The sequence below is a fragment of the Arthrobacter ramosus genome (assembly GCF_039535095.1).
GTDB lineage: Bacteria > Actinomycetota > Actinomycetes > Actinomycetales > Micrococcaceae > Arthrobacter > Arthrobacter ramosus.
In genome coordinates this window covers 97,427-114,758 of sequence record NZ_BAAAWN010000001.1, presented here as the reverse complement: position 1 = coordinate 114,758, position 17,332 = coordinate 97,427, and the positions used below count along the sequence as shown (strand labels likewise).

The following is a 17,332-nucleotide window of genomic DNA, read 5'->3' as shown; positions in this document are numbered from 1 at the left end:
CCAGTCGGTCTTGAGTATTCCCCCGTCAGTGCCCGGCGGTCGCTGCTTCTTTTTCGCGGCCGAGTTGTTGATCGCTTCTGACCTGCGCGGCCTGTTCGGCGGCCAGGTTGAGTGAGCGGCTGAGCAGGAAGTAGGCGACGGAAGTCACTAGTAGCCCGACAAGCCAGGCGATGTCGACACCACCCAAGGCCTGGGCGAGAGGTCCCGTGTAGCTCCAGGGACCAATCTGGGGCAGGACCATGAAGGGAATTTCAGCCAAGAGACCGATGGCGAAGGAGAACAAGCCCCGCGACCCCCAAGCACCGTAAATGCCTTTGGGGGTGAACAGATCCGTGATGGCGTAGTGACCCTTGCGGACCAGGAAGTAGTCGACCAGGTTCGTCGCCGTCCAGGGAACCAGAAGATACAGCATCAGGGTCAGCGAGGAGAACACTGTGCTGACGGCCCCGGAGGTGATCGTGCTGGCGATGAGGTACCACACCGCTGTCAGGACAAGGATGGTGATGACCCGGGCTTTGCGGTTCGGCTTGATGGGACGGACGGAATCGACCGTGGTCAACACGGTGAGCATTCCCCCGTAGGCGTTCATTCCCATGGTGGCGGCCAGGGCCATGGCCGAAAGCAAGGCTGTGGCGTCACCGAGGTGTACAAAAACGGTGTTTCCAGCCAATTGGAGACCGGCGAGGCCATCGGTGGCGCCAAGCCTGATCGCCAGCCAGGCCCCAAGGACGATCAGCCAGATCGCCGACGACGATGCGCCGAAGAACACGGCAGCGATGACGGACCGGCTTTTGGTTTTGGAGGGCAGGTACCGGGAATAGTCGGAAACATAGGGGGCATAGGTGATGTTGTATGCCGCTGCCGCGGCGAACTGTGCCATGAACGCGCCCCAGTTGAAGCCGTACTGCGTGCTGCTTTCGGCTCCGCCGGCATTTCCGAAGATGACTCCGATGGTCAGGATCAGCATCAGCGGCAGGGAAACGTAGAGGAGCACGCGGAAGGCCTTATGCAACCAGTCATGGCCGAAGATCGCAAGTGCCGCCGCGCCTGCGGCAGCGACGATGGCGATGAGGGCCGGGTTCCAGCCGAAAGCACTGCCCAGTCCGTCACCGAGGAGCACGGTATCAACGACGTTGAATGCCACATAGGTGAAAAGGGTGGCGATCAGGGGAACGACCACACCCCGGTACCCGAATTGGGCCCGCGATTGGATCATCTGCGGCAGGCCCATGGTAGGGCCTTGGGAGGCGTGGAAGGCCATGAAAATGGTTCCCACTCCAATGCCCAGGACGCTCGCCACGACCGTCCACCCCAGTGACAGGCCCATCGACGGGCCGATGAAACCGATCGGGATGGAGAAGTATTGGAAGTTGCCCAGGAACCATAGCGGCGCCTGATGCCACAGGCGGCCGTGCCGTTCGTTATCGGGAACCCAGTCGATCGAGCGGACCTCGATCAAGGGTGCGCCGGGCCGTGCCTTGGGTCGGTCGGATGCTTCTGTCGTCATTGCTCGACTCCGTGATCAGAATGTGTTGAGTGATAGGTGCTCGTGCACGGCCATGATGCCGCCAGAGCCGGCGCGGGTGAACACGATGGTTTCCCGTTCCTCAGTGACTGCCCGCTGTCCCCGCTCTTCCGTAGTGGTAGCCACACTGTGGGAAAAAACCGCGGTTGTGCCGTAGATCTGGATGAATGGATCGCTGCTGTGGCAGCCGATCACTTTCCATCCCTCGGACACCCAGATGCGCCACTGCACTCTGTAGTCTTCCCGGCTGGTGAGCCGCTCAGGGGTCGCGTGGAATAAGAAGGTGGCTTGCGGATCGAATGAGCTGAAATATACGTCCTCGTCCATGGCCGAATAGGCCCCAACGATCCGTTCCGCGGCCGAAGTGACTTCTTCCGGTGTTAGCTGCGAGCTCATTTTTCTCCACTTCTGATCTGGAATGCCCTGCGGCAAGCTGATGTCGCCGCCAAACGGGCGGGCACTCGGAGTGATCCGAATCACTTTTTCCATCATGCAACGGTTGATGCCTTTTAGGCAACACATTTCCTTAAAAGTCATCAAGCAGTTCCGCTCCCTTTCCACTCCATCGGGGTAGCGTTTCCCTATGAACGAGCAGAAGCCTGAAGACGTCTACACACACGGCCACCACGAGTCCGTAGTACGCGCCCATGCCTCCCGCACAGCCGAGAACTCTGCCGCGTTTGTCATCCCGCATCTCACCGCCGGGACATCAGTGCTCGACGTCGGATGCGGACCGGGGAGCATCACGTGCGACTTCGCGGAGCTGGTGGCGCCCGCGAAGGTCGTCGGGCTGGATCGTTCCGCCGAGATCGTGGCCCAGGCTGCCTCGCTTGCGGCCGAACGTGGTGTGGAAAACGTGGAATTCGTGACGGGCAACATCTACGATCTGGACTTCGAGGACGAGACCTTCGACCTTGTGCACGCGCACCAAGTCCTGCAACACCTGACCGACCCCGTGGCCGCGTTGCGCGAGATGCGGCGCGTGGCCAAACCCGGCGCCATAGTGGCAGTGCGCGACGCCGACTTCCACGGCATGAGCTGGTACCCGGAGGTCCGCGAGCTCGACGACTGGATGGAGCTCTACCAAAAGATCGCCCGACGGAACGGAGCAGAGCCCGACGCCGGGCGGCGGCTCGTGTCCTGGGCACAGCAGGCGGGCTTCACCGACGTCGCGCCCTCCAGCAGCAACTGGCTGTACGCCACCGCGCAGCAACGCCGTTGGCAGTCGAGGGTGTGGAGCGAGCGCGTCCTTCACTCCGCCTTTGCCGAGCAGGCGCTGGAATACGGGCTGGCCAACGAGGCCGACCTGGCCCGGATCGCCGCCGGTTGGCACCGTTGGGGCTCCACGGATGATGGCTTCTTCCTGATCCCGAATGGAGAAGTCATCGCACGGGCGTAGCCGCCCGCCAAAAAGTTCTTCGGGATTTTCCATCAACCATGTCGAAAACCCTCCTGTAGTTCCGACCCATGAACGAAAGCGCCCGCACGGAGCGCCCTGATAAGGAGTTCGAGATGAAATACATGATCATGATGTTTGGTTCTGCCGAGGGCATGATGGAGACCGCCGATCCCGAGTGGATCAGGGAAATGATCGGCTTCATGATCCAGATCGACAAGGATCTCAGCGATTCAGGCGAGATGGTTTTCAACGCGGGACTGGCTGACCCCGGCACTGCCAAGCTGGTCAAGCAGACGGACAGCGGCGTCATCACCACCGACGGACCTTTCGCCGAGGCCAAGGAATCCCTCATCGGCTACTGGGTGGTGGACGTCGCCAGCGAAGAACGGGCCGTGGAAATCTGCTCCAGCATCGTGAAGTACGCGCCGGTTGTGGAGCTTCGCCGCGTCCAGGACGAGCCGCCGGAGGTCTAGCGATTGGCCGAGCCTTCCGGAGAATCCACGTTCGAGGACCTGCTGCGCACTCTTGCGCCGCAGGTCCTTGGCGTGCTCGTCCGCAGGTACGGCCAATTCGCCGAGTGCGAAGATGCCGTGCAGGAGGCACTGCTCGAGGCAGCATTGCAATGGCCCGCCTCCGGCGTCCCGGAGAATCCCAGGGCGTGGCTGCTCACGGTCGCCACGCGTCGCTTGGTGGACCACTGGCGCAGCGAAAGTGCCCGACAGGCACGCGAACAACGCGCGGCGGCCTTGGAACCGCCGCCTGGCGAGAAGCCTTCTTCGACCAGTGACACGGACGGGTTTGCGGAAGATACCCTCACCCTCCTTTTCCTCTGTTGTCACCCCGCCCTCTCAGCACCCTCGCAGCTGGCACTGACATTGCGGGCAGTCGGAGGGCTCACGACGGCGGAAATCGCCAGCGCGTTCTTTGTCCCGGAAGCCACCATGGGCCAGAGGATCAGCCGGGCCAAGCAGAGCATCAAGAAGGCCGGAGCCCATTTCGAGCTCCCGGAAACGGGCGAGCGAAAGGCGCGGCTCGGCGTCGTACTCCACGTCCTGTACCTGATCTTCAACGAGGGTTACGCGGCGAGTTCCGGGCCATCCATGCATCGCGAAGACCTCACGGCGGAGGCCATCCGCCTTACGCGGCTCCTGCGGAAACTGCTCCCGGGCGAACTCGAGGTGGGCGGACTGCTGGCCCTCATGCTCCTCACCGACGCACGACGACGGGCGAGGTCCCTCCCGGACGGGATGCTGGTGCCGCTCGCCGAGCAGGATCGCCGGCTGTGGGACACGACGCAAATCGCCGAGGCGCTTGAACTCTTGTCGGCCGTGCTGGGGGTTGGGCGTCCGGGACCCTATCAGCTGCAGGCCGCGATCGCGGCGGTCCATACCGAGGCGCCCTCCGCGGACCAGACGGACTGGCCGCAGATCCTGGCGTTGTACACGGTCCTCGAAGCCATGGCCCCAAGCCCGGTGGTGACGCTCAACCGCGCAGTTGCCGTGGCCATGGTCGAGGGGCCTCGGGCGGCCCTTGAGCTGCTGGAAGGGCTCGAGAGTGGACTGAAAGACTGGCACAGGCTCGACGCCGTCCGCGGCCACTTGCTCGAAATGTCCGGTGACCTTGCGGGCGCCCGGGAATGCTTTCTCACCGCGGCAAAGAAGACCGGAAGCCTGCAGGAGCGGCAGTATCTCCTGGTGAAGGTAGCGAAACTCGCGCAGTTGTCCACATAGGCAAAGTGACCTCTGTCGGCGGTCTGCGGCCATGAATAGCCTCAAAGCATGATCATTCAAGCAGGTTTTGACCTCGAGCTCCTCGCCCGTCCGCTCATTGTCCAAGAAGAAAAACCCTGCCCAAGACTCGTCGTGATCGGCCTCGACGCCGAGATGCAGCTGGAAAGCATCCAGGTTGTCACGGAGTCCTTTGAAGGCAGCTTGAATCCGTTCCAGGACGCCATCCTGGAACATCTGGATCTCGTTGGCGCCAAGTACTTTGCGATTGCCCACGCGGGGATCTGGGCCGAGGAGGACTACTTCGATGAACAGCCAATCCTCCAGGAAGCAAAGAAACTCAACGGCATTGCCGAGGAGCGCGGGTTTCACATGATCGGCCATTTTGGGCTCGACAAAACCGGGTACATGTCCAACGGCCCGCACTCCTACTTCGACCAATATTCATTGGGAGACCATCTCCCGGACACGATGACCCACTGGGTGCATTCGAGATTCGGCCTTTGTGAGTAGGCGTCGGAGCGCAGCCGCCAAAAGCGTCCACCGACGTTCTGGACCTTACACCGTACAGGTTGACCAAGTATGCTTGGTCAACATGGGCCAGTACAACATCCAGGAAGCAAAAACGCGCCTTTCTGAACTTCTCCACATGGTTGAACGGGGCGAAGAAGTGGTTATCGCCAAGGCCGGCAAGCCCGTCGCACGGATAGTTCGTATTGAGCACACCCGGAAGCGCGAGTTGGGCTTTCTGGGTCAGATCGATCTTCCTGACAACCTGTTCGACCCTCTGACGGAGCAAGAACTGGCGGAGTGGGAATGACCGCGTTTCTCTTGGATTCCAACGCGTTGGTGCTCGCCATGACCAGGCCAGAACAATTGTCCAGCACGGCCAGGTCGATCATCGAAGACCTCGAAAATCGAACTTTTGCCTCAGCTGCCTCGGCCTATGAACTGGCTTACAAGTACTCACGCGGTCGCCTCGCTGCATTGGATCCGATCATGACTGGTTACCGTCAGCACGTAAAACGCGTAGTCACCGAGGAATTGAGCCTTACCGCGGAGCATGCCCTGGCTGCGGCATCGTTTGATTGGCCGCACAGGGACCCTTTCGACCGGATGATTGCCGCCCAAGCCGCCGTCGAAGGCTTGACGCTTGTGACGTCCGATCGGGCGCTCCAGGAATTCCGGCTCGTCAGCACGATCTGGTAGCCGCGTGTCAGGGCACCCCTTCCTGCGGGCATAAGCTGGATTGGTGCAAATTTCGCTTTGGCTGGCCCTTGCGGGCGCCGGCACCCTGATCAGTTTCACTCCCGGCGCGGGCGCCATCTCCACCATGAGCAATTCGCTCAACTCCGGATTCCGCCGCTCCATTTGGGGAGTTCTGGGCCAACAGGCGGCACTGATCATCCACATCCTGATCGTGGCGCTCGGGGTAGGTGTTCTGGTCTCCAGCTCGCCCGTGGTCTTCAACGTGATCCGCTACACGGGGGCCGCATATCTGGTGTACATGGGCATCCGGCAGTTCCTGCACCGGCCGGACCTGGACAAGGAAAAAGTGGAGGCCCGGCGCAACGAGCCAGCGTGGTCCATGTTCCAGCGAGGCATCTGGGTCAACTTGCTCAATCCCAAGGCGATCGTTTTCTTCCTGGCCTTCATGCCTCAATTCATCCGCCCCGAGCAGCCACTGATTCCGCAGTATCTGGTCCTCAGCACCACGATCGTTTTCATCGACATCTCCGTCATGTGGTTCTTCTTCGCTTTGGCAGCCCGTTCATTCCAGCGGTTCACGCACAACGAGCACGGACAAAAGGTCTTGAACCGCACTTTCGGCGTGCTGTTCATGTCCATGGGTGTGCTGCTCGCCGTCATCCACTAGGGCGGCAATCGATGGGGAAACCTACCCCGTGGACCCGCGCACCACCAACGAACTCTCGAGCGTCAGTTGCGGCTGTTCCAGCTCACGGCCTTCCATCAATCCACGGAGTTGTTCGCCGGCCTTGAGTCCCAACGGAGTGGCCGGCAAATGCACACTGGTCAGGCTCGGGTTGCTCGTGGCTGAATACGGCAGGTCATCGAAGCCGGCAACAGCGAGTTCCTCCGGAATCCGGACACCGGCAACGCGGGCTTCCTGCAACACACCGTAGGCGTGGGTGTCCGTTCCGCAGACGACGGCGGTGACCCCGGCGCGCTGCCAGTCCGGCCAGGCGGCAGCGAAGGCAGCTGCGGCAGCGCCGACATCGATGGTGGTACTGATGATGTGCGCGTCCGCAACGGAAATACCGCAGGAATTGGCCTCATCCAAGAACGCCGCCCGGCGCACTTCGAACGTGGCTGTGCCCGTCACGCTGTCCACGTAGGCAACTCGTTTGTGCCCGGAGGCCGCAAGATGCGCGGCCAGTTCACGCGCGCCATGGGCAACATCGAGGTTCACGGACGGAGCATAGGCTTCGAGGCCGGGGGCATCGAGAAGGACCAGTGGCCCGGCAACGGACAGGTCCTCCAGGAAGCTTGCGTTGGGCGCATCCACCAGCAGGCCGGCGGGGCGGAGGGCGAGGAGCTTTCGGACGTCCTCCGCACGGGGGAACTCACCGGCGTCGGTCACGGAGAGCAGCAGCTGGTACTCGGAGCCGAGCGATTCCCGGACTCCGGCGATGACCTTGGCGAAAAAGGGGTTGGAAATGTCCGGCGCCACAAGGATCACAATCGAGCTCACACCCTTGGCCAAAGAACTGCCGATGCCATCCACCACGTAACCGAGTTCGGCGATAGCCTCGCGGACCCGTGAAATGTTGTCTTCGGACACCCTGCCCTGGGTTTTGCCGTTGGCAACCAGGGACACCGTCGCAGTCGAGACCCCTGCCAGGGAGGCCACCATCGCTGCGGTGACACGCTGCGTACGGTTTGAGGCCCGATGCACTGGTTCCGCGGATTCCATACAACGATCGTAGCGGGAATCAGCCACTTCCCACGCCGCAAGGCATCAAGCGCTTGACGCACGAAGCGTTAAGCGTTTGACGCGACACGCAGGCCAGTGCCAGAATTCCTCTGAATGCTTTAGCGCCCTGCCTCGGCAGGCCCCAATGACGTGGAGATGAACATGGACCCCAACACCATGACCCGTGAACGCAAGAAGATCATCCTGGATTGTGATCCCGGGCATGACGACGCCGTGGCCCTGCTGCTGGCCCACGGCAACCCGGACATCGAACTGCTCGCCGTCACCACGGTGGTCGGCAACCAGACCCTCGAAAAGGTCACCCGCAACGCCCTGTCCGTCGGCACCATCGCAGGCATCACCGGTGTTCCCTTTGCCGCCGGGTGCGACCGCCCACTCGTCCGCTCCATCGAAACCGCGCCGGACATCCACGGCGATACCGGCATGGACGGCCCCGAACAACCCCAGTCGACCATCGAGCTGGACCCGCGCCACGCCGTCGACCTCATCATCGAAACGATCATGGCGCACGAGCCGGGCACCGTTACCCTGGTCCCCACTGCGGGACTCACCAACATCGCCATGGCCGCCCGCAAGGAGCCACGCATCGTTGAACGCGTCAAGGAAGTCGTCCTCATGGGCGGCGGCTACCACGTAGGCAACTGGAGCGCCGTGGCCGAATTCAACATCATCATCGACCCCGAGGCCGCACACATCGTCTTCAACGAAAAGTGGCCCGTGGTGATGGTCGGTTTGGACCTCACGCACCAGGCCCTGGCCACTCCCGAGGTCGTTAAGAAGATCGCCGCCGTGGGCACCAAGCCGGCCAAATTCGTCATGGAACTGATGGAGTTCTTCACCAAGACCTACAAGGACGCCCAGGGCTTTGACTATCCGCCCGTGCACGATCCCTGCGCCGTGGCCTACGTCATCGACCCCACCGTGATGACCACCCGCAAGGTCCCCGTCGACATCGAACTGCAGGGCAAGCTCACCCTCGGCATGACCGTGGCCGATTTCCGCGCCCCCGCACCGGCCGACTGCCACACCTCCGTCGCCGTCGACCTCGACCACGAGAAGTTCTGGAACCTCGTCACTGACGCGATCATCCGCATCGGCGAGCCCGACGCGGGCGCTCCCGCCACCATTAGCGGCGACGCCGCCGCCGTCGCCAGCATCGCAGGAGAGGCCAAGTAAATGACCACCCTCATCAACGAAACCAAGACCAACCGCGGCAACGTTGCGGCCCTCATGGTGGCTCTGCTCGCCGCCTGCGTAGCCTTCCAGCTCAACGCGTCCATGCTCAGCCCGGCCCTGGTCACCATGGGCAACGAGCTCCACACGGACCAGGCGGTCATCGGCCTCTCCCAGACCTGGTTCTTCACGGCAGCAGCTTTGTTCTCGCTCTTCCTGCCGCGCCTGAGCGACATCGTCGGCCGCAAGAAAATCCTCCTCGGCATGATGCTGCTGATGGCCGTCGGCTCGGTCATCGCAGCCATGGCGCCCGACGTTACCTGGCTCTTCGTGGGCCGCATCGTCCAGGGCGTCAGCGGCCCCACCGTGCCGCTATGCCTCATCATGCTGCGCTCCGCAGTCAACAACCCGCGCAAGTACGGAGCCCTGATGGGCCTCATCACGGCAGTCAACGGCGGCGTTGCCGGCGTCGACTCCTTCGTGGGCGGCTACTTCGCCGAGCACTTCGGATTCCGCAGCATTTTCTGGCTCATGGTTGGCCTCGCCATCGTGGCCACGGCCTTGATCGCCATCCTTGCCGGCGAGAGCAAGCCTGCCGCTGGTACAGGCATGGACTGGCTGGGCGTGTTCTTCATTGTCATCGCCGTGGGCGCTCTCCTGACAGCCCTCAATGACGGATCCAAGCTGGTCGGCGCCTTCTCTTCCGGAACGCTGATGCTGGCCATCGGGCTGATTGTGGTCGCCGCGGCCGCGTTCGCCGCCTTCTGGACAGTGGAGAAGCGCTCCAAAGAACCGATGGTGGAAACCGTCCACCTTCGCCAGCGTTCAACCTGGGCACCTCTGCTGACCACGACCCTCGCCATGACGGGTATCTTCGCAGTCATCAACGGCATTGTCCCGGCCTACGTCCAGGCCGCGGCACCCGGATTCGGGGTTGGCCCCACCGAGATGTCGCTCATGATCCTCACACCGTACGCACTCCTCGGCTGGGTGTTCGGACCCATCAGCGGCCGGCTCGCACCCGTACTCGGCTACACCAAAGTCCTGCGAATCGGCATGCTGGGAAGCATCGCGGCCCTGGCAATCATCGCGTTCTTCGGACTCAGCAGCCTGCCGCTCATGATCGTGGGAACGGCCTTGCTCGGCATCATGTACGCCGGTACGGTCAACATCATGCTCAACGGACTCGGAGTTGTCCTCTCCCCCGCCGGCAACCCCGGCTTCCTGCCCGGGATGAACGCCGGAGCCTTCAACCTCGGCGCTGGCCTGAGCTTCCTGGTGTTGCCGGCCGTCCTTGTGGCGACCTCGGCGCTCGGCGACGCCAAGGCCTCGTACTTGACGGTCGTCGTCGTCGGCCTGGCCATCACTGTCGCCGCCTTCGCGGCGTCGCTGCTCATCCCCAATCCCCTCGAAGCTGAGGTTGAAAAGTGAACCGCAGGATCGTCGTCGTCGGGTCCTTGAACGCGGACCTGACCATCTATTGCGAGCGGCTCCCGCTCCCGGGCGAAACAGTCCACGGCAACGGTTTCGCGGTCAATCCCGGCGGCAAGAGCGCCAACCAGGCCGTCGCGGCGAGCAAGCTGGGCGGCACGGTGAGCCTGATCGGCGCCGTCGGAAACGACTCCAACGGTGACATGCTCCTCGCCTCCACGGAAAGGGCCGGCGTGGACGTTTCGCGCGTCCGCCGTTCCGCGGATGTGGCCACCGGCGTCGCGGTTATCGCGGTGGACGCGAATGGTGAGAACAACATCATCATTTCGGCCGGTGCCAATGGAACGCTCGCCCCGGCGGACGTGTCGGCGGACGCCTTCGACGACGCCGCGGTTCTCTGCCTCTGCCTGGAGGTCAGCCTCGAGACTGTGGAGGCTGCCGCCAAAACAGCGCACGACGCCGGTGCAACCGTTCTGTTGAACCTCTCGCCGTACGCCGAGATACCGCAAAGCCTTGCAGCCTTGAGCGATGTCCTGCTGGTCAACGCCCACGAAGCCTCAATGTTCCTTGGCGACGCCGAGATGCCCCACCCGGGCGCGCATGCAAGCGCCTGGGAGCCGGTCCGGGGCCAGTTCGCCGAGCGCGGATTGCATAGGGTATTGGTTACGCTCGGCTCCCACGGCTCCGTGGTGTTGGATTCACTCGCCGCGTCCGGGGAACAGATCTCCCGGATCGCACCCACCAAGGTCAACGCCGTGGATACGACCGGCGCAGGGGACGCCTTCACCGGTGCCGTCGCTGCCCGCCTCGCCGTAGGCGAAACCCTGGCCGAAGCCGCGGCATTCGCATCAGTTGCCGCAGCGCTCGCCACCACCAAGAAGGGCACCCAGGCCGCCTACCCCGGGGCTGAGGAAGTCCTGGAGCACTTGCGGATTTCCTGACTCAGGCCGCCTCAACTTCCTACCAGCTTTCCGCTTCCGACCCCCGGAGTCCCGCCACTCGACGGCCGCGATCCCGGTCAAAAGCGGTAGGAAGTTGAGGCGCTTTGACGCCTCCACCAGCGACTTTACAAATTCCGTAAACTCCCTTTGTTTTTGACTAGCCAAGACCGGGTGGCATCCCCCATGCTTGCTCCATGTACTCAGCGTCGAGCCCATACCGCATCATCACCGTCTGCACGGGAAACATCTGCCGCTCACCCATGGCGCAACTGATGTTGACTGAAGCGTTCGACGCCGGAGGGCTCGGTGGAGCGGTTGTTGTCGACTCTGCGGGAACCACGTCCTACGAGGCCGGACACCCCATCGATCCACGCGCGGCCCGGGTCCTTTCGGCACACCGCATCCGCTCCGAGGGTCACATCGCCAGGAGCTGGCGCCAGGAGTGGTTCCGGGAGCGGGACCTGGTTTTGGCCCTCGACGTGGATCACTACGGCTGGCTCCACGAGGCCGCCCCGGACTCGGAAACACTTGCCAAGATCCGGATGCTGCGCAGTTTCGACCCGTCCGTAGCGGGCCGGAGCACCTTGGACCTGGGCATCGAGGACCCCTGGTACGGCGGCCATCACGATTTCGACGTCACCTGGGACCTCATCCGCGCGGCCGTTCCCGGGATCGTCGCGCACACGCGTGACGTCCTTGCCGCTAGGCAGCACGCACAGCACCTCGACCCGCAGCAGGTACGCTCTATTTCATGACCCCAGCACCCGTGATCATCGCCATCGATGGCCGCTCCGGCGCGGGAAAGACCACTCTCGCCGTCGAACTTGCCGCCCGCCTCCGCATGCATCACAAGGTGTCCCTGTTCCATCTTGAGGACATCTATCCGGGCTGGAACGGCCTCGCTGCGGGCATCGAGCGGTACGTCACCACGGTCCTGGCACCGCTGCGGCACGGCGACGCCGCCGAGTGGGTCAGTTGGGACTGGGAGAAACACTACGACGGCCGCAGCCACGTGACGCTGCCTGCCGAAATCGTCATCGTCGAGGGCGTCGGGGCAGCCGCGAGTGCCGCCCGGCCCATGCTGGACGCCGTGGTCTGGGTGGACGCTCCCGACGACGATCGCCGGCACCGTGCGATGGCCCGCGATGGAAGCAGCTACGAACCGTTCTGGGACAGCTGGGCGGCGCAGGAGGACGAGTGGCTGGAGACCGACGACGTCCTCGACCACACTGACGTCCGGGTGCTGAACCGGGCGGACGGCAATGCCCCGGATGACGTCCTGCAAGCGCTGAACTATCTCCCTTCGCTCTCCCCTGTGCTGGCTCCCGAGCTCTCGGCACGCCGCGGCTTGCAGCTCAAGGCCGAACGGATCGACGCCACGCCGGACGCCGCGGCGCTGTTCCACGCGCTGTACGCCAAGTCCGCGAACGCCGTCTGGCTCGATTCCTCCAACACGTCCTCCAACAGGGACACAGCCAGCGACGCCGGATCCTTCAATGCCGCGGCCGAGCGCAGCCGCTTCAGTATCCTCGCGGACGACGGCGGCTCCTTCGGTCAGGCTGTAATGCACAGTTCCGGAGCCACCCGGCTGAGCGCCGGATGCGCCACCGTGGAGACCACAGGCCCCTTCTTCCGCTGGCTGGACACCGTGTGGGGCCGCAAGGCCTTGAGGGCACCTGAAGGCTATGACTGCGAATTCACGCTCGGCTGGTTGGGTTACCTCGGATATGAATTGAAGCGTGAGACCGGTGGCAGCGATGTCCACGCCGGCACTCCGGATGCAGCGTTGCTCTTCGCCGGCCGGGCCGTCGTGATCGACCACCGGGATGCTGCCGTCTGGCTGCTTGCCATCGATGCTCCCGACGCCGGCGATTGGCTTGGGCTTGCGCGCGAGGCCGTGCTGTCCGCGGCCGAGACCTCGAAAACCCAGGCCCCCCAAGCGGCCGGCGCGCCGAGGCACTCGGCCGGGGATCCCGCCGTCGGGAGCGGCACGGTGGCGCTCGAGTTCTCCAGCCGCGACACCGAGGACGAGTACAAAAGCAAAATCACCGACGCCCAGCACCAGATCGCCGAGGGCAACACGTACGAGGTCTGCCTGACCACCACCGTGACCGCCTCGGATCCTGGGCTGGACCCGTGGGAGAGCTACCTCGCGCTGCGCAAGCGCAACCCGGCACCGTTCGCGAGCTACTTGCGGTTCGGCGATCTGACGGTCGCGAGTACCTCGCCGGAGCGCTTCCTGCGGATAACCTCCGACGGCGGCATGCGGGCCGAGCCGATCAAGGGCACCAGGGGCCGGGCCAACGATCCCGCCATTGACGAGGCCCTGCGGCGCGGCCTTGAATCCTCGCTCAAGGACCGTGCCGAGAACATCATGATCGTGGACTTGCTCCGCAACGACCTCAGCCACTTCGCCGTGCCCGGATCGGTGACCGTCAGCCGGCTGTGCGAGGTGGAAAGCTATGCCACCGTGCACCAGATGGTGAGCACCATCGACGCCCGGCTGCGCCCCGGAGCACCCCGGGCCGAGGCCGTGGCGGCAGCGTTCCCTGCCGGGTCCATGACGGGCGCCCCGAAGATCAGCACCATGGACATCCTTGACGGGCTCGAATCCGGACCGCGCGGGGTCTACTCCGGCGCGATCGGGTACTTTTCGCTCAACGCGGCGACGGACCTCGCCGTCGTGATCCGGACCCTGGTGATGGGTCCCGACGGCGACGGTGGACGCACGCTCAGTCTCGGCGTCGGAGGGGCCATCACGGCGGACTCCACGCCCCAGGACGAATACGACGAAATCCGGACCAAGGCGTTCGGCGTGCTCTCCGCCCTGGGCGCGGAGTTTCCCACTAGCTGAGAGTCAGTCGTGCTCCTCCGTCCGTGCGCGGACTGTCCGGGGGTCGTTGCGGGTGATCGTGTAGTAGATCAGGCTGGCCAGGATTGCCCCCACGAACCATGAATACGGGCCCAGGCCCGAGCCTCCCGGGAGGAAGTTCTGCAATGCCGGGACCAGTGCCAAAACGCCTGCGACGACGGCGGCCGGAACCAGCGCGGCAATGGCCTTGAGGTTCCAGCCTTTGGTGTAGAAATAGAGGCCTTTCTCGTCCTCGTGGTACAGGTCCGAGACCTTGCAACGCTGGTGTCGGATGCGGAAGAAGTCCGTGAAGATGACCCCGAACAACGGACCAAGCAGCGCGCCCAGGCCGCCGAGGAAGTACACGATCACCACAGGACTGCTGAAGAGGTTCCAAGGCAGGATCACGATTGCGAGCACTGCGCTGATAAGGCCGCCGCGGCGGAAGTCGATGCGGTGCGGGGCCACGTTGGCGAGGTCGTAGGAGGCCGAAACGAAGTTCGCCACGACGTTGATGCCGATCGTGGCCACCACAAACGTGATGGCGGCGATGATGGTGATCCACGGATTCCTGATCGCCTGGACGATCGCCACGGGATCGGTGATCACCTTGAACATGTCCTGGCCGGCGTACTGGTCTGCGGTGAAGTAGGACGCCGCGCCGGCTGTGACCACCACTGTGACCAGGGCGAACGCGATGAAGTTCACGGGCAGGCCCCAGAAGTTGCCGCGCAGGATGGTCTTGCGGTCCGGTGCGAACCGGGAGAAATCGCAGAAGTTCAGGAGAAGCGCCGCGAAGTAGGTGACAGTCAGGGCGATGGCCGAGAAGAACTGGGTCAAGGCTGCCGGGCCGTCCAAAGGCGCGACGCCGGGGATCGAGAGGCTGAACTTGTTGCCCGCTTGCGTCAGGATGTAGATCGCGAGCGCGAACATGGCCACCCAGATGGCGGGACCGGCCCAGTCCTGGAACTTCCGGACCGTCTCCATGCCCCGGCGGATGACCAGCAGCTGGACCGCCCAGAGGACCAGGAAAGCCGCCCAGCCGAGCGGCGTCAGGCCAAGGATGCGTGGTACGTCCGGACCGTCGAGCGAGGTCAATTGGGGCCACACGGAAAACAGCAACACCAGCACGGCTTCCGAGGCAAGCCAGGTCTGGATGCCGTACCAGGCGATGGCAATGAGTGCCCGGATCAGGGCGGCCAGGTTGGCACCGAAGAGGCCGAAGGACATCCGCGCCAGGACCGGATACGGCACCCCGGTTTTCTGCCCCGCCGTCCCGGCAAAGTTCATGAGGAAATAGACCAGGGTAATGCCGAGGACCAGTGCCAGGAAGACTTGCCAGCCCACCAGGCCGGTGATGAAAAGACCGGCTGCGAAGGTGTAACCGGCGATGCTGTGGACGTCGCACATCCACAGGGCGAAGAGGCTGCGGACCCTCCAATTGCGTTGCCGGGCCGGTGCGAGGTCCGCATTCCACAGCCTGTCGCTGACCACTCGGCCCTCCGCAAGGATTCGGACTTTCTCAGGGTATTCGTCTCCCGGCTCGGGCGGTGCCTGCACAGCCGGGGACTCGTTTTTCCGCGCCATGATGCCTCCGAAGAACGCTTCCAAACATGCTTGGAATTCCAGAGTCGCCCCATTGCGGCGGGAAGGAAAGCCCCCTCGGGAGTGCTGGAACGTCGTCACGTTAGCATTGGTCCAACCACGTCTTACCAGGAGGGTGCATGCCGCACATCGTTGACTTCGAGAATGTTTCTACTGCCGGGCTGGAATCGTCTCCCGTTGCCGGGGCGCTTGCCGGGTTGCGCGCCAACGAGGGCCGCTATTACCGGAACAAGTACGACCACGCCTTTGCTGTGAGCCCCGCCAGCGAGCTTCCCGAGGTGGTCGAGCGGGTGAGCCGCATCCTGAAGGACGAGCGTGACATCGTCATCAGCTCCCGCCCGCTGGAAGCGACTGCCTTCGAAGTCGACGGTTTGCGGATGGCCTACGTCTTCTACGAGTCGGGGCTGTCGATCAACGTCATGTACAGCATCGAGGCCGGCGGGAAGCGAGCGGTCGGATTCAAGCTCGCCGACGGCATGGAGATTCCGGAAGAACTGGCGTCACGCTTCAAATTCGCTCGCCAGAAGTCGAAGCTGGCAGGCGTTATCCGCGGCTCCTTCTTCGTGATCAAAGGTGAGTACTAGTCGGCGTAGGCAGTCAGCTCATGCGCTGAGATTCAACATTTCGACATAGCGGTCGATCATCATGTGTTGGCCCTTGATCTGGGAGATCAGCTCAGGACTGGCGATCTCGCCGTCGGGCAGTTGTCCCGAACCGCCGGACGGCCCCAACGGAAGGATGATGACGGGCTTCGACGGCGTGTAAGCGGCCAGTTCCGGGGAGCCCTCAATCTGGGCTTGGATGTTCTTGGCAGCAACCGCTGCCTCGCGTGCCGCGACGCCGGCTTTGTTCACGTCGATCGCCGAAATGTCGCCCAAGGCGTAGACGTTCTCGAAGCCTGCGACGCGGAGTTCGGGGGTGACGTCCAGGTAGCCCTCCGCAGTCCGTGCGGCAAGGACGTCCCCCGCCACATAGTCCGTCTGCGGGGCTATTCCATAGCAGCGGAACCAGATGTCCGCCTGGATGTCAGTGCCGTCCGTGGTGCTGACCGTGAAGGTGGCGAATTCACCCGCAGGAACCGGAGGCAACTGCACCAACGAACTCCCCAGGATTCGCCGTACGCCGAGTTCATCCAGCTGCCGGTTGACCTCAATCCGCAGCCGTGGATCGTACGGCCCGGGAAGGATGTCCGGCGCCAGATCCACCATCACGATGTCCTTCTCCGGCCATGCCGCCGCGATCTCGCCCGCAAGTTCAAGGCCTACCGCCCCGGCGCCCAGCAGCATCACCCTGGCGGCGCGCTTGAGGTCATCATGTGCGGCTTGGTAGCGGGCGATGGCGTCGGTGGTGACCAATCGATCACTCTTGGCCGGGAAGGGGTAGCTGGAACCGCTCGCGAGGACAATGTAGTCCGGCGCCAGGCTGCCACCCGAAGCCAACTCGACGGTGTGCCCGTCTACCCGGACCGCGCGGTCCCGGAGTACCGTGCCGTGCACCAACAGGCGGTCATAGGGAAGGAACATCCGCGGCAGGAAATCGGGTTGGACCACGGATCGGAGGGCCGCAATGTTGTGTACGAAAGCGTCCTTGGGCTCCACCAAGGTAACGGTCGCGTGTTCGTCCAGGGCCTTGGCTACAGAGATCCCACCGTAGCCTCCGCCGACAACCACCACAGTGGGGTGCGGAGCATTGTTGTTCATGGCAACTCCTTAGGTAGAAAGCTC

At 63.5% G+C, this 17,332-nt stretch carries 18 protein-coding genes; 13 read left to right on the top strand and 5 right to left on the bottom strand.

Features of this window, described 5'->3' with window-relative positions; genetic code table 11:
• Window positions 1-25: 25 nt before the first annotated feature.
• The gene (locus ABD742_RS00585; protein WP_234751021.1) at window positions 26-1,507 is read right to left on the bottom strand and encodes a purine-cytosine permease family protein; all 1,482 of its coding nucleotides are present in this window, start codon (window positions 1,505-1,507) and stop codon (window positions 26-28) included.
• 15 nt (window positions 1,508-1,522) lie between these two features.
• Window positions 1,523-2,062: a YybH family protein gene (locus ABD742_RS00580; RefSeq protein WP_234751020.1), complete on the bottom strand. Its 540-nt coding sequence runs from the start codon at window positions 2,060-2,062 to the stop codon at window positions 1,523-1,525.
• 46 nt (window positions 2,063-2,108) lie between these two features.
• Between ABD742_RS00580 and ABD742_RS00575 the strand changes: the two genes are divergently transcribed.
• The 7 genes from ABD742_RS00575 to ABD742_RS00545 all read left to right on the top strand — a co-directional run bounded on the left by ABD742_RS00575 (window position 2,109) and on the right by ABD742_RS00545 (window position 6,527).
• Entirely contained in the window at window positions 2,109-2,924 is an 816-nt protein-coding gene (locus ABD742_RS00575; protein WP_234751019.1) for a methyltransferase domain-containing protein, read from the top strand.
• Between the two features lie 113 nt (window positions 2,925-3,037).
• Window positions 3,038-3,397 carry a YciI family protein gene (locus ABD742_RS00570; protein WP_234751018.1) on the top strand — a complete coding sequence of 120 codons (360 nt, stop codon included), beginning with the start codon at window positions 3,038-3,040 and terminating at the stop codon, window positions 3,395-3,397.
• 3 nt (window positions 3,398-3,400) lie between these two features.
• Window positions 3,401-4,654: an RNA polymerase sigma factor gene (locus ABD742_RS00565; protein ID WP_234751017.1), complete on the top strand. Its 1,254-nt coding sequence runs from the start codon at window positions 3,401-3,403 to the stop codon at window positions 4,652-4,654.
• Window positions 4,655-4,702: 48 nt separating this feature from the next.
• The gene (locus ABD742_RS00560) at window positions 4,703-5,164 is read left to right on the top strand and encodes a hypothetical protein (protein WP_234751016.1); all 462 of its coding nucleotides are present in this window, start codon (window positions 4,703-4,705) and stop codon (window positions 5,162-5,164) included.
• An 82-nt stretch (window positions 5,165-5,246) separates the two neighbouring features.
• Window positions 5,247-5,471, top strand: coding sequence for a type II toxin-antitoxin system Phd/YefM family antitoxin (locus tag ABD742_RS00555; RefSeq protein WP_234751015.1), 225 nt, complete (start codon window positions 5,247-5,249; stop codon window positions 5,469-5,471).
• The gene (locus ABD742_RS00550) at window positions 5,468-5,860 is read left to right on the top strand and encodes a type II toxin-antitoxin system VapC family toxin (RefSeq protein ID WP_234751014.1); all 393 of its coding nucleotides are present in this window, start codon (window positions 5,468-5,470) and stop codon (window positions 5,858-5,860) included. The genes ABD742_RS00555 and ABD742_RS00550 overlap by 4 nt, the downstream gene beginning before the upstream one ends.
• A 43-nt stretch (window positions 5,861-5,903) precedes the next feature.
• A complete protein-coding gene (locus ABD742_RS00545) occupies window positions 5,904-6,527 on the top strand; it encodes a LysE family transporter (protein ID WP_234751013.1) in 624 nt (207 codons plus the stop codon).
• A 21-nt stretch (window positions 6,528-6,548) separates the two neighbouring features.
• Here the strand turns inward: ABD742_RS00545 and ABD742_RS00540 are convergent, their stop codons facing one another.
• Window positions 6,549-7,526 (bottom strand): LacI family DNA-binding transcriptional regulator, encoded by a 978-nt coding sequence (locus ABD742_RS00540; protein ID WP_372460926.1) that lies wholly within the window; start codon window positions 7,524-7,526, stop codon window positions 6,549-6,551.
• A 222-nt stretch (window positions 7,527-7,748) separates the two neighbouring features.
• Here ABD742_RS00540 and uriH point away from each other — a divergent pair, with 222 nt between their 5' ends.
• The 5 genes from uriH to pabB all read left to right on the top strand — a co-directional run bounded on the left by uriH (window position 7,749) and on the right by pabB (window position 14,006).
• Window positions 7,749-8,783: a uridine-preferring nucleoside hydrolase UriH gene (uriH, locus tag ABD742_RS00535; protein ID WP_234751011.1), complete on the top strand. Its 1,035-nt coding sequence runs from the start codon at window positions 7,749-7,751 to the stop codon at window positions 8,781-8,783.
• Window positions 8,784-10,211: a uridine transporter UriT gene (gene uriT, locus ABD742_RS00530; RefSeq protein ID WP_234751010.1), complete on the top strand. Its 1,428-nt coding sequence runs from the start codon at window positions 8,784-8,786 to the stop codon at window positions 10,209-10,211.
• Window positions 10,208-11,152, top strand: coding sequence for a ribokinase (locus ABD742_RS00525; protein WP_234751009.1), 945 nt, complete (start codon window positions 10,208-10,210; stop codon window positions 11,150-11,152). Before uriT ends, ABD742_RS00525 begins: the two co-directional genes overlap by 4 nt.
• Before the next feature lie 194 nt (window positions 11,153-11,346).
• On the top strand, window positions 11,347-11,907 hold the full coding sequence (locus tag ABD742_RS00520) for a low molecular weight protein-tyrosine-phosphatase (RefSeq protein ID WP_234751008.1): 561 nt from the start codon (window positions 11,347-11,349) through the stop codon (window positions 11,905-11,907).
• Window positions 11,904-14,006, top strand: coding sequence for an aminodeoxychorismate synthase component I (pabB, locus tag ABD742_RS00515; RefSeq protein WP_234751007.1), 2,103 nt, complete (start codon window positions 11,904-11,906; stop codon window positions 14,004-14,006). The genes ABD742_RS00520 and pabB overlap by 4 nt, the downstream gene beginning before the upstream one ends.
• A gap of 3 nt (window positions 14,007-14,009) precedes the next feature.
• On the opposite strand, the gene ABD742_RS00510 is transcribed toward pabB, so the two are convergent.
• Window positions 14,010-15,590 (bottom strand): NCS1 family nucleobase:cation symporter-1, encoded by a 1,581-nt coding sequence (locus ABD742_RS00510; RefSeq protein WP_234751006.1) that lies wholly within the window; start codon window positions 15,588-15,590, stop codon window positions 14,010-14,012.
• Window positions 15,591-15,727: 137 nt separating this feature from the next.
• Here ABD742_RS00510 and ABD742_RS00505 point away from each other — a divergent pair, with 137 nt between their 5' ends.
• Window positions 15,728-16,192, top strand: coding sequence for a phage tail protein (locus ABD742_RS00505; protein ID WP_234751005.1), 465 nt, complete (start codon window positions 15,728-15,730; stop codon window positions 16,190-16,192).
• Between the two features lie 18 nt (window positions 16,193-16,210).
• On the opposite strand, the gene ABD742_RS00500 is transcribed toward ABD742_RS00505, so the two are convergent.
• A complete protein-coding gene (locus ABD742_RS00500) occupies window positions 16,211-17,308 on the bottom strand; it encodes an FAD-dependent oxidoreductase (RefSeq protein WP_234751004.1) in 1,098 nt (365 codons plus the stop codon).
• Window positions 17,309-17,332: the final 24 nt, after the last annotated feature.